This is a genomic window from Paenibacillus sp. sgz302114, assembly GCF_056120345.1.
Genome location: NZ_JBVYOI010000001.1, coordinates 1,001,968 through 1,016,107 on the forward strand (window position 1 = coordinate 1,001,968; position 14,140 = coordinate 1,016,107).

At 50.6% G+C, this 14,140-nt stretch carries 13 protein-coding genes and 1 pseudogene; 10 read left to right on the forward strand and 4 right to left on the reverse strand.

Going from position 1 to position 14,140, the window contains the following annotated elements; all coding sequences use genetic code 11:
• Positions 1-132: 132 nt before the first annotated feature.
• Positions 133-1,899 carry a sigma-54 interaction domain-containing protein gene (locus tag AC0LWF_RS04625; protein ID WP_474650360.1) on the reverse strand — a complete coding sequence of 589 codons (1,767 nt, stop codon included), beginning with the start codon at positions 1,897-1,899 and terminating at the stop codon, positions 133-135.
• Positions 1,900-2,121: 222 nt separating this feature from the next.
• Between AC0LWF_RS04625 and AC0LWF_RS04630 the strand changes: the two genes are divergently transcribed.
• The 5 genes from AC0LWF_RS04630 to AC0LWF_RS04650 all read left to right on the forward strand — a co-directional run bounded on the left by AC0LWF_RS04630 (position 2,122) and on the right by AC0LWF_RS04650 (position 8,262).
• Positions 2,122-3,036: a proline dehydrogenase family protein gene (locus tag AC0LWF_RS04630; protein ID WP_474650361.1), complete on the forward strand. Its 915-nt coding sequence runs from the start codon at positions 2,122-2,124 to the stop codon at positions 3,034-3,036.
• A gap of 36 nt (positions 3,037-3,072) precedes the next feature.
• Positions 3,073-4,647 carry an L-glutamate gamma-semialdehyde dehydrogenase gene (pruA, locus tag AC0LWF_RS04635; RefSeq protein ID WP_474650362.1) on the forward strand — a complete coding sequence of 525 codons (1,575 nt, stop codon included), beginning with the start codon at positions 3,073-3,075 and terminating at the stop codon, positions 4,645-4,647.
• Positions 4,648-4,746: 99 nt separating this feature from the next.
• Positions 4,747-6,000, forward strand: a complete 1,254-nt coding sequence (locus tag AC0LWF_RS04640; RefSeq protein ID WP_474650363.1) for a Glu/Leu/Phe/Val family dehydrogenase — start codon at positions 4,747-4,749, stop codon at positions 5,998-6,000.
• A gap of 1 nt (position 6,001) precedes the next feature.
• The gene (locus AC0LWF_RS04645; RefSeq protein ID WP_474650364.1) at positions 6,002-7,408 is read left to right on the forward strand and encodes an NAD-dependent malic enzyme; all 1,407 of its coding nucleotides are present in this window, start codon (positions 6,002-6,004) and stop codon (positions 7,406-7,408) included.
• A gap of 422 nt (positions 7,409-7,830) precedes the next feature.
• Positions 7,831-8,262 carry a VOC family protein gene (locus AC0LWF_RS04650; RefSeq protein WP_474650365.1) on the forward strand — a complete coding sequence of 144 codons (432 nt, stop codon included), beginning with the start codon at positions 7,831-7,833 and terminating at the stop codon, positions 8,260-8,262.
• Positions 8,263-8,793: 531 nt separating this feature from the next.
• Here the strand turns inward: AC0LWF_RS04650 and AC0LWF_RS04655 are convergent.
• Positions 8,794-8,904: a hypothetical protein gene (locus AC0LWF_RS04655; protein ID WP_474650476.1), complete on the reverse strand. Its 111-nt coding sequence runs from the start codon at positions 8,902-8,904 to the stop codon at positions 8,794-8,796.
• Positions 8,887-8,940: pseudogene (locus tag AC0LWF_RS04660) on the reverse strand (hypothetical protein); the annotation flags it as partial. The pseudogene AC0LWF_RS04660 and the gene AC0LWF_RS04655, both read right to left, overlap by 18 nt.
• A gap of 191 nt (positions 8,941-9,131) precedes the next feature.
• Here AC0LWF_RS04660 and AC0LWF_RS04665 point away from each other — a divergent pair.
• Positions 9,132-10,073: a methylenetetrahydrofolate reductase gene (locus tag AC0LWF_RS04665; protein WP_474650366.1), complete on the forward strand. Its 942-nt coding sequence runs from the start codon at positions 9,132-9,134 to the stop codon at positions 10,071-10,073.
• Positions 10,074-10,186: 113 nt separating this feature from the next.
• Positions 10,187-10,633 carry a stalk domain-containing protein gene (locus AC0LWF_RS04670; protein ID WP_474650367.1) on the forward strand — a complete coding sequence of 149 codons (447 nt, stop codon included), beginning with the start codon at positions 10,187-10,189 and terminating at the stop codon, positions 10,631-10,633.
• Positions 10,634-10,720: 87 nt separating this feature from the next.
• On the opposite strand, the gene AC0LWF_RS04675 is transcribed toward AC0LWF_RS04670, so the two are convergent.
• Positions 10,721-10,867 carry a hypothetical protein gene (locus AC0LWF_RS04675; protein ID WP_177182413.1) on the reverse strand — a complete coding sequence of 49 codons (147 nt, stop codon included), beginning with the start codon at positions 10,865-10,867 and terminating at the stop codon, positions 10,721-10,723.
• Positions 10,868-11,084: 217 nt separating this feature from the next.
• Between AC0LWF_RS04675 and AC0LWF_RS04680 the strand changes: the two genes are divergently transcribed.
• Genes AC0LWF_RS04680 through AC0LWF_RS04690 form a run of 3 tightly spaced genes read left to right on the forward strand, consistent with a single transcriptional unit; the run spans position 11,085 to position 14,119 of the window.
• Positions 11,085-12,149 (forward strand): Gfo/Idh/MocA family protein, encoded by a 1,065-nt coding sequence (locus tag AC0LWF_RS04680; protein WP_474650368.1) that lies wholly within the window; start codon positions 11,085-11,087, stop codon positions 12,147-12,149.
• Positions 12,150-12,174: 25 nt separating this feature from the next.
• A complete protein-coding gene (locus tag AC0LWF_RS04685; RefSeq protein WP_474650369.1) occupies positions 12,175-13,281 on the forward strand; it encodes a Gfo/Idh/MocA family protein in 1,107 nt (368 codons plus the stop codon).
• Between the two features lie 34 nt (positions 13,282-13,315).
• Positions 13,316-14,119: a sugar phosphate isomerase/epimerase family protein gene (locus AC0LWF_RS04690; RefSeq protein WP_474650370.1), complete on the forward strand. Its 804-nt coding sequence runs from the start codon at positions 13,316-13,318 to the stop codon at positions 14,117-14,119.
• Positions 14,120-14,140: the final 21 nt, after the last annotated feature.

Consider the following 14,140-nt stretch of genomic DNA (forward strand, 5'->3'; position numbering starts at 1 on the left):
AAAAGTGAAGCAAAGTGAATTAATGTAGGGTTAAAGTGAACAAAAAAGCCGTTACGGTGAAAATCCCGCATGGATGCGAGATGATCACTGTAACGGCTTTTTTGCTTGGCGCGAGCTGGCCGGCTATAAACGTTATTCCAGCCCGAATTCTTTCATCTTGTTGTATAGTGTTCCGCGTGAAACGCCAAGCAGCTTCGCTGCCGCGCTTTTATTGCCCGCGGTCTTCGCTAACGCATCATGAATGAGAGCTTGCTCATCTGCTTCAGCGGCAACAGCCGGGCGAAGCCTATTCTCGGCCATTGCCGACGCTGCGGCGAAGCTGGCATCGCTCAATTGCTGAAGCACTAAGCTAGGCTGCTTAGCTTGAAGGATTGGCGGCAGATGCTCGAGCGTAATCATATCGTCATCGCACAGAATGACACAACGCTCCAGTACATTACGCAGCTCGAGGATGTTGCCTGGCCAGCTGTAGTTCGAGAAGGCGAGCATCACTTCCGGCGATAGGGAAGGGAGCGGCTTCTGATATTGCAGCGAGAATTGCTTCAAGTACATCTGAATCATTGCCGGAATGTCTTCGATTCTCTCGCGCAGCGGCGGGATCGCAATGGAAACGACATTAAGCGCGTAATAGAGATCGGCGCGGAACGTGCCTTTCTCGACTTTAGCGACGAGATCCTGCGTCGATGCCGCAATAACTCGAGTGCGCAGCTCGATAGGTTTATTGCCTCCTGCACGCACAATGGTCTGCTGCGATAGATAATGATACAGCTTCGCTTGAAGCTCGAGCGACAGCCGGTCGATCTCATTCAAGAACAGCGTGCCATCTTTCGCGAGCTCCAGTTTGCCGGCTTGTCCAGCTTCGCTGCCGGTAAACGCGCCGCCTTGGAATCCGAATAGCTCGGTCTCGAGCAGTCCCATTGGCACCGTGCCGCAATTGGCGGAGAGGAACGCCTGCTCCGCGCGCGGGCTGGAGTTGTGAATGATCTGCGCGAGCTGCTCTTTGCCAACTCCGCTCTCGCCTATGAGCAGGACAGGAGTATCAGCAGCCGCGACCTTGCGTGCCCATTGAATGACGCGGAAGATGGCAGGACCTTTTCCTTTTACAAGCGAGAATAGCTCCGTATTCGCCGTTCGATGCTGATGGGCATAAGTATGGGCGCTTGTCAGTTCTTCATTCAACTTCACCAGCTGAGTTATGTCCTGCTCGGCCGCGATCCCGCCGATAATCGTCCCTTCCGCATCGCGAACAGGGGAGGCATTAATAAGCACATGCGTGTCCGAGCGGGGACGGTGATACGTGTTGCGAATGAGTCTTCCTTCATCAAGAATTTTGAGCACCATAAGCGTTTCTTTCTCGAAATGCTCTCCGATTCGCCGACCCAAGATATCCGCCTTAGGCAAGTGATAAATATCTTCTGCGACCGGATTCCAGCAAATCACCTCGCCGCTTCGATCCACGACAGTAACCGCCTCTGTAACCGTCTCTGCCAATGTGGAGAAATAGGCTGACCAACGCTGCTGTTCCTTCATACTGTGGCTCAGTAGCTTATTTAGCGGCACATAACCAACAATCGTATCACTGTTATCAGCCCTAATGACTAATGGACGATCGTTCTGCAATTGAAGCTCCGATTGCAAATCAGTGGAGCTGTTGCAGATCGTCGCGTAATAAGGGAAGTCCTTTAGCGCTTCCGCAGCATCAATGTCACGCTTCATGAAGCAGCGTTCAATAATGGGAAGCTCCTCTGGCAAAATGAGAATGCAGCGATCAGCGTGATCTGCAAGCTCGATAATTGCAGCGGATTTGTCCGTGAGCGCCTGAAGCACTTGTTCAATTGTTGCGTTAGTAGGAAGCATTATGAAAGTGGTGTACAAGTAGTGCTGTTCAATTTTGAACATAGATGTCCTCTCCGCTTGCTGTGATTTGCATCAAATTTAACATACCTTCAGCACCCAGATCAATCATTGTCTCATTAATCTGTCAATTTCGTTCTGAATAATTGTCCAATACAGTGGATAAACATGAATTTTGAACATATACTGTTCAAATTCAATCTTTTATTGTACAATTCAAGTAGAGAAATTGAACAACATTGTACAACTCCAACGGGGGCATAAAATATGGAAATGATGCTACGCAACATGTTTCAAGCGCTGGGCAAGAGCCGGTCGGCGAACCGCCTTGCCAAGAAATATGGACTGCGCTTTGGCGCAGCACGTTTCGTTGCAGGCGAGACGATTAAACAGTCGATCGAAGCCGTACGCAAATTAAATGACGATGGTCGCGTCGCAACGCTGGACCATCTCGGTGAATTTGTATTTAGTGAAGCGGAAGCAGCCGAGTCTGCAGACATGTGCATTCAGACGCTGGATGCAATCGCAAGCTCTGGCGTACGTTCAAACCTATCGCTTAAGATGACTTCGCTTGGCCTCGATATTAGCAAAGAGCTATGCGTGAGCAATATGAAGCGCATCCTGAACCGGGCTCAAACGCACAATAATTTCGTTCGTATCGACATGGAAGATTACGCGCATTGCCAAGTATCGCTGGATATTTACCGCGAGCTTCGCCAAGAATTCGATAACGTCGGCATCGTGATTCAAGCTTACTTGTTCCGCACGGAGCAAGACATTGCCGATCTGAACGAGCTAAATGCTAACCTTCGTCTTGTGAAAGGCGCATACAAGGAGTCGCCTGAGGTTGCTTTTCCAGAGAAGAAGGACGTCGATGAGAATCTTAAGAAGATCATCAAGCAGCACTTATTGAATGGCAATTATGCAGCTGTCGCTTCCCACGACGAGGCGATCATTAATTATACGAAGGCATTTGTGCAAGAGCATGGCATCGCAAAGGACCGTTTTGAGTTCCAGATGCTGTACGGCATTTGCGAAGAATTGCAGAAGCAGCTCACTGGCGAAGGCTACAAAGTGCGTGTCTATGTTCCTTATGGCGTCGATTGGTTCGGTTACTTCATGCGCCGCCTTGCGGAGCGTCCAGCCAATGTATGGTTCGTGCTTAAGAACATGTTCAAATAAAAATAACCGGATATACGAGAGGAGCCTTACCTTACTATGACAACAACACCTTACACGCAAGTGAAACCATATGCGAATGAGCCGTTTACGAACTTCACGCTCGAAGAGAACAAGCAAGCAATACAGGCAGCGATTGCAAAAGTAAAGACAGAGCTTGGACGAAACTACCCGCTTACGATCGGCGGCGAGAAGATCGAGACGGAAGCAAAAATCACATCGATTAACCCAGGTAATGTGGACGAAATTATCGGCTATGTGAGCAAAGCAGATCAGAAGCTGGCTGAGCAAGCGATGCAAGCTGCACTGGCAACTTTCGAGACTTGGAAGAAGGTTTCTGCTCGCGAGCGAGCGGAATATCTGTTCCAAGCTGCGAAGCTGATGCGTGAGCGCAAGCATGAATTCTCCGCACTCATGATGCTCGAATCCGGCAAGAACTATGTAGAGGCTGACGTTGATACAGCAGAAGCGATTGACTTCCTGGAGTTCTATGCACGTGAAGCCATTCGTCTGAGCAAAGTCGACGAAACGTTGCCGCTAGCGAAGATACCAGGCGAAGACAATCATGTCACTTACATTCCGCTTGGCGTAGGCGTTGTTATTCCGCCGTGGAATTTCCCGCTTGCGATCTGTGTCGGCATGACAGCAGCTGCAGTTGTTTCGGGCAACACAGTATTGCTGAAGCCGGCATCGACTACTCCGGTTATCGCTCATAAATTTATTGCACTGATGGAAGAGGTCGGCTTGCCAGCAGGTGTTATCAACTTCATTCCAGGCAGCGGTGCTGAAGTAGGAGACTACTTGACGACGCATCCGAAGACGCGCTTCATTAGCTTCACAGGTTCCAAGGAAATCGGTCTTCGCATTAACAAGCTTGCGGCAGACACGGTTCCAGGCCAAATCTGGATCAAGCGCGTTATCGCGGAGATGGGCGGCAAAGACGGTATCGTCGTTGACGAAACGGCAGATCTGGAAGCAGCGGCGACTGCTATCGTGGCAGCGGCATTCGGCTTCCAAGGCCAGAAGTGCTCTGCAGGCTCCCGTGCGATCATCGTTGAATCGGTATACAATCAAGTTGTTGAACGCGTAACGGAACTGACAAAGCAGCTCCAGGTTGGACCGCAGGAAGACAATTATGCAATTGGTGCGGTTATCGACAAAACGTCTTATGATCGTATCCTTGATTATATTGAAGTCGGCAAGCAAGAAGGTACGCTGCTTGCAGGCGGCGGCGCAGCAGAAGGCAATGGTTACTACATTCAGCCGACTGTCTTCGGCGATGTGAGCGGTAAGGCGCGCATCATGCAGGAGGAAATCTTCGGACCCGTTCTTGCGATTGCGAAAGCAAAGGATTGGCAAGAAGCGATTGAAATGTACAACGATACAGAGTTCGGTCTGACTGGCTCTTACTTCTCGACAGACGAAGAGCGCATCGAAGTGGCACTTGAGACTGTCCACTGCGGTAACCTGTACATTAACCGTAAGTGCACAGGCGCTCTCGTAGGCGTGCATCCGTTCGGCGGCTTCAATATGTCCGGTACGGACTCCAAAGCAGGCGGTTACGACTACTTGCTGCTCTTCTCACAAGCGAAATTGACTTCCCGCAAAATGTAATGAGCTTTGCGGCCCTCTACCTAGCTGGTTAGAGGGCCTTTTCTATGCACATCAATAGCTGGCACAGCACGTTCTTCACTTACCAAGGGGGATATCCAGATGCTAAAGGTCAAAGAAAATGTCGATGTACTCGCAAGAACACAGCAAGTCATTGAAACGGCGTTAACTAAGCTCGGTTTTGACAGCGCTTACTATGAGCTGCTGAAGGAACCGCTGCGACTTTTGACGGTTCGAATCCCAGTTAAGATGGACGATGGTAAAGTGAAAGTGTTTACCGGCTACCGCGCCCAGCACAACGACGCTGTTGGCCCGACGAAAGGCGGCGTTCGGTTCCACCCGGATGTCACAGTCGAAGAAGTGAAAGCGCTCTCGATGTGGATGAGCATCAAATGCGGCTTAACAAATTTACCATACGGCGGAGGCAAAGGAGGCATTCAGTGCGATCCGCGCACGATGTCACTTGGCGAGCTTGAACGGCTTAGCCGAGGGTACGTACGTGCGATCAGCCAGATCGTCGGCCCATCCAAGGATATTCCAGCGCCAGATGTGTTCACGAATGCACAGATTATGGCGTGGATGATGGACGAGTATAGCCGGATCCGCGAGTTCGATTCGCCAGGCTTCATCACAGGCAAGCCGCTAGTGCTTGGCGGATCGATTGGCCGCGAATCCTCGACGGCACAAGGCGTGAGCATCGTGCTGCATGAAGCGGCTGCCGTTCTCGGCATTCCGATTGGTGGCGCTCGCATTATCATTCAAGGCTTCGGCAACGCTGGCAGTTACTTGGCGAAGTTTCTTCATGACGCTGGCGCTCGGGTAGTGGGCATCTCAGATGCGGCGGGGGCGCTGTACAATCCGAATGGACTCGACATCGAATATTTGATGGACCGCAGAGATTCATTCGGCTGTGTGACGAACCTATTTCCGAACCGGATTACAAATGAGGAATTATTGATCCAAGATTGCGATATCCTAATTCCAGCAGCAATTGAGAACCAGATTACAGAAGATAACGCGTACCTGATTAAAGCGAAGCTGCTCGTTGAGGCTGCGAACGGACCGACGACACAAGCGGCAACGGAAATTTTGACAAAACGTGGTATTATGATTGTACCGGATGTGCTTGCGAGCGCAGGCGGCGTAGTCGTATCGTACTTTGAATGGGTGCAGAACAATCAAGGGTTCTATTGGAGCGAAGAAGAAGTGAACACGCGGCTAAAGAAAATTCTCGTCGATGCGTTCAATAACGTGTATCAAACTTCGCTTGAGAAGAAGACGGACATGCGTCTGTCGGCATATATGGTTGGACTGAAGCGCACAGCTGAAGCTATGAAATGGCGGGGGTGGGTATAAGATGGCAAAAACAAGTATCATCTTTCGACTAGAGCTGGATCATAAGAAAGTAACCTTCGCGGATGTTGCGGCAACGCTAAGTAAAGCCGGGGGCGACATCACGTCCATCGACGTCATTCGTCCAGGACATGATACTTCGACGCGCGACATTACGGTGGATCTGCCGGATAAGAACGAAGCAGCGGCGGTTGACGCGCTGCGCAATCTCGATGGTATTACCGTCATTAACGTTTCGGACCGTACGTTCCTCGTTCACTTAGGGGGCAAAATCACGATTCAGCCGACGCTTCCGATTAAGAATCGCGACGACTTGTCCAAAGTGTACACGCCTGGCGTGGCGAAGGTCTGCGCAGCGATTGCGGAGAATCAGAACAAAGCGTACTCGCTTACGATCAAGCGGAATACGGTTGCCGTCGTTACGGATGGCACAGCGGTGCTCGGTCTCGGTGACATTGGTCCGCATGCTGCGGCGCCAGTTATGGAAGGAAAAGCGATGCTGTTCAAGCAGCTAGCCGGTGTTGACGCATTCCCGATCTGTCTCGATACGAAGGATACGGAGGAGATTATTCGCACCATTAAGGCGATGAGCCCGATCTTCGGCGGCATCAATCTGGAGGATATCAGCTCCCCGCGCTGCTTCGAGATCGAGACCAGACTCGCGGATGAGTTGGACATCCCTGTCTTCCATGATGATCAGCACGGTACGGCGGTTGTCGTCATTGCAGGCTTGCTCAACGCGCTCAAAGTGGTCGGCAAGCGGATGGAGAACATTCGAGTCGTCGTCAACGGCATTGGCGCAGCTGGAGTCTCAATCTGTAAAATGCTTCTGCAAGCCGGCGTGAAGCGGCTCGTACCGGTTGATCGTGATGGAGCAATTGTCCGCGGCGGCAGCTACGATCATCATCCGATGTGGCAATGGCTTGCGGAACAGCCTCAGGTTGAAGCGCAAGCAGGGGATCTGAAGACCGTCATCGCGGATGCAGACGTCTTCATCGGTGTATCGCGCGGCCGCTTGCTGGGTGAAGAGGACGTGAAGAAGATGGCGCCGGGCAGCATCGTATTCGCGATGGCGAACCCAGAGCCGGAGATCTCGCCGGAAGAGGCGCTGCCTCATGTTGCTGTGTTTGCGACCGGACGCAGCGATTACCCGAACCAGATAAACAATGTGCTTGTGTTCCCGGGCTTATTCCGCGGAGCGCTTGACTGTCGTGCCCGCCGCATTAATGAGCCGATGAAGATGGCAGCTGCCCGCGCAATTGCTTCAGTCGTCTCCGGGAGCGAGCTGAATGAGCATTACATAATCCCGAGTATATTCAACGAGCAGGTCGTCGCCAATGTGCGCAAAGCGGTCATTGATGCCGCGATTCTAACGAATGTCGCACGCAGAACGCCGCCGGAGTTCCGATAGCTAATAGCACGAAAGGGCTTCCCATCATCACTTAGATGACGCTGGGAAGCCCTTTTTCTTTAGGACGCTCTGTCTGGTTAATCATGAAACTACGCTGCCCGAATGCTCTTACGATCATGAATCGCGGGATTGGCATGCTGAGAGCACACATATGATCTCTCGGCCAACTTTGGAAGCGATTCTGATACTGAGAGAGCGTATTTGATCTCTCAGCATCGCCAAGCTGCCGATTGCGGCGGGTTCCTTCTCTGAGAGTGCTGAATCTGAACTCTCAGAGCTTCAAGCTGCCGATTTTCGCGCTGAGAGAGCGTATTTGATCTCTTACCAAACTTTTTAGCGCGATTCTGATTGTACACATGCGTCTCATATAATGGATCTGATATCAACGAATGATAAGTTGATGCGTAAGGGGCTGTGGATCGATGGAATGGCAGGGCATTCATCACATCGCATTAGCGACCAAGGATTTAGAAGAGACGATCCGATTTTATACTGAAATGCTAGGTATGCAGTCGAGCCCTATCTTTCCGGCTAATCCGTTTCACGGGCGGCATGCTTTTATTCATCCAGGAGCTGCAGCAACAGCACTGGGACTCCATTTCTTCGAGGTTGCTGACGCTCAGATTCACACCCACCTCGAAGCGCTGCAGCGGCTCACCTTCATTCCCGGTGCATTGCAGCATATTGCTTTTGCGCTTGCAGATGAGGCTGCCGGATTGCTCATGCGTAATCAACTGGAAAGTCGCCAGATTGAGATGACTGCCTTGCTCAGCAACGGACCGACGCGAAGCTTCGGGTTTCTAGATAACAACGGCATTCAGCTGGAGGCTATCTGGCCTAAGACGCCGCAATGATCAGTTCAAAGGAGATGATTCCTGGCTATGCTCTGGAGTCATCTTTTTATTTCACTAAGCGGGCATTTTGCTAGCTATATCCTGCGATTAGGAATATTTCATTCCTTCGATGAGGTGACACATCATAGCCGAGCTATGTACACTTGATAAGTATGAAACAGATGAGAGACATCGTCCGGATTGATCGTGAACTGAATTGTACCCTTAGCATTGGCGCTCGGCACACTCCACGTTCCGCTCAAGTGATTGACATCCGTCATTCGAACACTGCTCGTATTGCTAGGAAAATCATATACATTTCCTTTATAAGCACGACTTACTTGACTGAATACGAGCTTATCGCCTTGTACTTTGCCTTGGATCGTATCTACATAGCCATAAACTATCTCGTCCCAGACGATTGTTCCGCTGAAAGTGCCTTTAACCGCATCATACTGATTAACGTGAGGTATAAGAAATCACCATATGCTTTGACGTTCTGGAGAGAGGCGCCGTAATTGCGTTTCCCCGACTTTAACGCCATTAATAAACTTACCGGTTACTTTTTTTTCCATTAGCATAATAGAGTGCTCCGTTGCCATCGATTATACCGTTCTTAAACTCGCCTACATACTTCTTCGCATCGCCCTTTGGATACGTCAATGTTCCCTTGCCATGCGGAACTCCGTTCACCAGCTGACCGGTTTTACCCTATCCATTATTTTCCAAATCGTGTGCATTTCGATTATATCAGATGAGTTCTAACTTTAGACTTTGGCAGTGATATGATTTAAAATCAAATCGTCAAATAATAAAGGAGAAATGCTTTTTAGGTCGAAAGATAACGATAACGGAATATGGATACAAAAAGGAGCAAGGAAGTGGAGCAAATGTTACGTGATAAACTATTAGCGAAGAAGCCCGGTATCATTTCTTACGGCATGACGCCCCCGAAAGCAACGAACACCACCGAGAAAATCGCGGAGATTGCGCAGAAGCAGTGTGAACGGCTCCGTGACCTGGAGCTTGATGCACTCATCCTTTATGATGTTCAGGAAGAGGCGGACCGGATTGAGCAGGAGCGCCCGTTTCCTTATTTGCAGACGGTTTCGCCGGATACATACAGCAAGCAGTATTTGAGCGAGCTTGATGTTCCCAAAATCATCTATAACTGTGTTGGCAATTATTCAGAGGGTGAATTTATAAAGTGGGCGACAAGTGACGCTGATCAGGACAAGTATTCCGTGTTTGTCGGCAGCAGCTCGAATAAACAGCAGGTGCATCTGGGGCTGAAGGATGCCTATCAGTTAAGCAAGCAGCACAACCGGAACCTAACTTTCGGAGGCGTCATCATCCCCGAACGGCATATGACGAAGCAGGACGAGCATCTACGGGTCGTGAGCAAAATGAAAAATGGCTGCGATTTCTTCGTCACTCAAGCGATCTACAACGTAGAGGCTTCGAAGAACTTCTTGTCCGATTACTATTACTATTGCAATGAGAACGGTATCGACATGGTTCCGATTCTGTTCAATCTGGCGCCTTGCGGCTCGACGAAAACGCTGGAGTTCATGAAGTGGCTCGGCATCAGCATTCCGAAATGGCTGGAGAATGACTTGAAATATTCGAGCGATGTACTTGATCAATCGATCCGTCATTGCCAAAAAATATTCGAAGAGATATTCGAATACGGTCTCGAGAAGGGCATTCCGATCGGCTGCAGTATCGAGAGTGTATCGACGCGTAAAGTCGAGATTGATGCTTCCGTACAGCTTGTGAAGAACATTAAGGCTGTACTGAATAAGAAGCTTAATCACACGGTTGTGAAGTAGGGACTGTCAGCAGCTAGAGCAGACACCACTGAAGCAGTACTTTTGGCCATATGCGCTGTTTATCGACAGTGAGCCGATTCAATTCACCTCAGGGAGCCAGCCGTTGCTTAACGATGGAACAGAGATCGTACCTTTTTCGCGTGATCTTTGAAAGACTTGGTTTGCAGGTGACGTGGGATGACGTATCGAAGCAAATTGTCGGAGTGGGCAAAGAATTTCGAATTGTCCTAACGATAGGTTCGAAGAACGCAACTGTTAATGGCGTTAATAAAAAATGTCAGTCGCCCCGAGGCTACGCAGTGGCACCGATGGTAAAGTTATTTGCGAAATACGGCTTTGACGTTAATGTGCAGCGCTCAGAGCTTGATCCGGGTATCCTGTACAGCGCAATATCGAACAATAGAATTAACATGGTTAAATATTTGCTTGAAAATGGTGCAGACCCGACTCTTGATTCCTTCATTGGCTCGCCGCTTGAAATTGCCAAACGCGACGCCTCGGATGAAATTATCCAGCTCATAGAGAGCTATTCGAACAAGGATGGCATCAACAAAGAGTGAATCAACAACAGCCGAATAATTCATAAGCTACGATAAAAGTAAAGCCGTCTTCAGGGGGACATGATTCTCCGAAGACGGCTTTTTTCATTAGCCAGTAGAAGGGCTATTCGGTACATGGCCTTTCTGGTTACGATTACGATCGGTAGATCCTGCGACGTCATTCTCGGCTTGGCTATCCTTCATCTCCATCGCCTGCATCTTCGCGCCATAAGGCTGGTTCTTCTTGCGGGACACGCTGCTTCCTCCCTTCACATGTGTCTATTCTTTGCTTAGACAAGCTATTCTAGATTGCCCAAACGACTGTAAATCCAACCCATATATTTGATAATCCGTCCGAATCGGAGAATTTATTGTCCAGATCAGCCATGAATTGAGCGGAAGAGAGACGTATGATGAGAATAGAAACCGTTTCCATGAGCAGTCCCAATACCATCCATGACGGAGGGAATGTATGAATGAGACGAAAGGCGTCGGTATTCTCGGCTTCGCGCACGGGCATGTCAACGTGTATTGTGAAGAATGGAAAAACGCAGAGTTAGGCGTTAAAGTAATCGCCGGCTGGGATCATGACGCTGCTAGGCTAGAGACCGCCAAAGGCAGTTTCGGCTTGGTAACGTATGAGAATGCAGCCGATTTGCTGGGTCGAGATGACATTGACGCTGTTGTCATTGGCGCAGAGACATCCAGACATGTCGATCTTGTCGAGCTGGCCGCATCACATGGCAAAGCGATTATTGTGCAGAAGCCAATCGCGCTGACCATGGCGGAAGCAGACCGGATCGTCCAAGCGGTTGAACGCCATCAAGTGCCGTTCACGCTTGCTTGGCAAATGCGCGTCGATCCGCAAAATGTACAGATGAAGGAATGGATCACGAGCGGCGAGCTCGGTCAAGTGTTCATGGTACGTCGCAGACATGGTCTGCCGATGGGGTTAAACGCTGATTTTGCAAACTCTTGGCATGTCGATCCGGCATTGAACCGCGATATTTGGGCGGATGATTCGTCGCACCCGATTGATTTCATCCATTGGTTGCTTGGTGAGCCTGAGAGCATCACTGCCGAGCTCGGATCGCTGTATAATCCGCGAATCCCGAATGACAATGGCATCGCGATCTTCCGTTATCCGAATGGACCGATTGCCGAAGTCAGCTGCTCGTTCACATGCAACGCAGCCCAGAATACGACAGAAATAATCGGCGAGCACGGTACGGTTGTACAGAACTACGGCGATGCAATCAGCTGTAATGTGCCAAGGCCGACGGATGGAGCAGGCTTGCTTAAATATACGGCATCCACCGGGGAGTGGTCGGCGAGCGAAATCGCCTCACCAGCCAGCCATGTTGCCCGGCTGCGAGGCTTGGCGAAACCACTGGCTGAGTTTTTGCACGGAAAACGGGAGCCGATTGCGACCGCAGAAGAAGGCCGAACATCACTGCGCATGGTACTCGCTACATATGTAGCTTCACAAGAAGGACGCCGCATTCAGTTGAGTGATGCGAAGATTGAAGCGGTATAAACCACATTCTGAGGAGGAAATAGAGATGGCAGTAAAGATCGGTATTGTTGGGATGAACGGAATCGGGAATCATCACGCCGTTTGTCATAAGGAAGATGAGTTGGCGGATCTGGTCGCAGTGTGCGACGTAGTGAAGGAGCGCGCCGATGCTGCAGCTGAGAAGTATGGGGTGAAGGCTTACTACAGCCTGAAAGACATGATCGAGAACGAACCGGACATTGAAGTCATTGACGTTACGACAGGCGGGATCGACAACGGCAGCTGGCACTTCGAGCCGGCGATGGAAGCGATCAGCTATGGCAAGCATGTGCTTGTCGAGAAACCGCTTTGCCACGATATTCGTGAGGCACGAGAACTGGTTGCCTACGCAGAGAAGAAGAAGGTTTATCTCGGCTGCAACCTGAATCACTATTTCACAGAGCCTGCCGCTAAGGGCAAGCAATACGTAGAGAACGGCGAAATCGGCGAGCTCGTCTACTGCCTGGCGAAAATGGGCTTCAATGGCGGGGAAGCGAACTACGGGCTTGCTGGCTCGGATAAAGTGAAAGGTCATCCGTACTTCCACATGAAGGCTTTCCTGACACATCCACTCAGCGTTATGCGCCACTTCTGCGGAGATATTACGCATATCCAGACGTTCTCTGACCGTCCAGGCTTCAGACGCAATGCGGGGGATGTTATGGCGTCGATCAACTCCATCCATGTCAAGTTCCAGAACGGCGGCGTCGGCTATCTGCTCAGCCAGCGCGGCGATGCGGTTTATGGTCTCGGCGGCTGGTGGAGCCTTGAAATGGCAGGCTCTAAAGGCACGTTCTGCATTGAGAACTGCGTGGAGAAAATCTCGTACTGGAAAGCAGAGAAAGGTGTGCCTGCAATCAGTACGCCGATTGTGCCAGAAGTAACGGATTACGGCACGACGGACTTCAACCGCACGTTCAACAACCGGCTGCATGCGTTCCTGGAGGACGTATCGAACAAAGTGCCGTTCGATCAGCTGCGTGCGAACGGGCGCGATGCGCTCGCTGTACTTGAATACACATTCGCGGTAATTGAGTCGTATGAGCGCGGAGGCGAGCTGGTTCGTCCTCATCCATTGCCGCCACTGCACGGCGACCCGTTATTCCTTAAATAATAATTGAACTTGAAGCATAGGAGGCTATCATTCCATGATTAAATTAGGCGTAAACTCGGTTCTTTTCAAAGAGTATGATTTCGCGCAAGCAGCTCGTTCCATCGCGGCATGTGGCTATGATGGTGTTGAAATTTCTGCAATACAAGGGATGTGCGAGCACCTTGATCTCAGCCGCTGGAGCGAGCAGAAGGAAGAGCTGCAGTCCATTATGCAGGAGAATGGCTTGAAGTTCCTGTCGATGGAGGTTGCGTCGCTTGATGAAGCGCGGCTCCGGCTTGCTTTTGAAGCGGCGGCTGCAATTGGCATCCCGGTCGTGAATATCGGCCCTGGCGGCAAGTCCGGCGTAGAAGAAGACTTGGCAGCCTCGATTGCCAACCTGACACGTTTATCCGAGATTGCCGATTCATACGGCGTAACGCTCTGCGTTAAGGCGCATGTTGGCAATGCGATCTACAACACGCCGACGACGCTTGCCGCGATGGAGCAGATTTCATCCTCGTCATTCGGCATTGACATGGACCCAAGCCATATTCACCGTTCTGGCGAGAATGCAGAAGAAGCTCTTCCGGCTGTAATTAACCGCGTTAAACATATTCATATCCGCGATTGCAAAGGGAGAGCGCAAGGCCCTGGTCCGATTGAGCTGCAAGCTTGCGGCAGAGGCGATATCGATCTCTACGGCTACTGTGAAGCAATGGTGCAGGGCAACTATGACGGTCCGGTCGTGTTGGAAGTAATCGGCGCGCAGCCATCGCACACGCTGGATCAAGTGACAGCCGTTGCGGCTGAATCGTACGGCTATTTGAATGCTTGCTTGAAAAAACTCGGCGCACGCTAGCGCAACCCAACCTAGGAGGCG